Consider the following 934-nt stretch of genomic DNA (forward strand, 5'->3'; position numbering starts at 1 on the left):
CCCAAGCCCCCTCCCGAGATCCGGACCGGCCGGCGGTCCGCGGGATGGTGCTAGTTGCCGCCGCGGTTCAGCCAGGCGCGGACCGCGCCGCCGTGATAGACGACCAGATAGTCGGCCCTGCCGTCACCGCTGATGTCGGCGAACGTGACGTACTCGCGGGGGTAGCCGGACGCGTGGGCCCAGTCGTAGCGCGGCTCGAAGCTGCCGTTGCCGCCGGCACCCCTGTTGAGGAAGGCGTGCACCGCGCCCTCGACGCTGACCTGCAGGTAGTCGGCCGCGCCGTCCCCGTCGCCGTCGGCGAACCGGACGGCTTCCAGCGATGAGCCCTTGGTGCCGCCGGCCCAGTTGAGCCACAGCGGCCAGCATTCGGGCTCCACGTTGCCGTTGCCTCCGCCGCCGTCGGGGTTCCACAGGTTCCGGTACACGTGGACCGCGCCTTCCGCGCTGACCAGCAGGATGTCGTCGCGCCCGTCCCCGTTGAGGTCGGCGAAGCGCACCTCCTCCCCATGGAAGTCGATCTTCTGGCCGCCGTCACTGGGATGGGCTCCCGGGTCGTATACGCCCACGTCCACCCAGTCGGGGAACCCGGGCGTGCCGACGGTGTTCACCGAGGCGCGGATGCTGCCGTCGGCCCGCTTGTCGCCGTTGAGCTCGGCGATGATCGTACGGCCGACTGCTCGGCCACTCCTAGATACTTGAACGAGAGTTGAGTACTCTCGTGAGAGTAAACAAGATGAGCAGGAGGAAATAAATGTCGGAGCACGACAAGATGTCAGCGGAAGCCGCTCTCCGTGAAGTGGACCGCGCGCAGGGCGCCGTCCGCCGCTCCAGCACGTGGGGCTCGCGCTTCTACCTGGGGATGTGGCTCGGGGTCACCGTCTTCTGGCTGGTCACGTTCGTGTTCGACCCGGTGGGGGCGTTCGTGATGTTCGCC

At 68.3% G+C, this 934-nt stretch carries 2 protein-coding genes; one reads left to right on the forward strand and one right to left on the reverse strand.

Translation table 11 applies throughout. The features are described from left to right. Positions 1–50: 50 nt before the first annotated feature. Complete coding sequence (locus ACFPZ3_RS07415) at positions 51–608, reverse strand: FG-GAP-like repeat-containing protein (protein ID WP_379513203.1); 558 nt, start codon at positions 606–608, stop codon at positions 51–53. Between the two features lie 143 nt (positions 609–751). Between ACFPZ3_RS07415 and ACFPZ3_RS07420 the strand changes: the two genes are divergently transcribed. Continuing rightward, a partial coding sequence (locus tag ACFPZ3_RS07420) for a hypothetical protein (RefSeq protein WP_379513204.1) occupies positions 752–934 on the forward strand: 183 nt, incomplete at its 3' end.

The sequence above is a fragment of the Nonomuraea insulae genome (genome assembly GCF_042656245.1).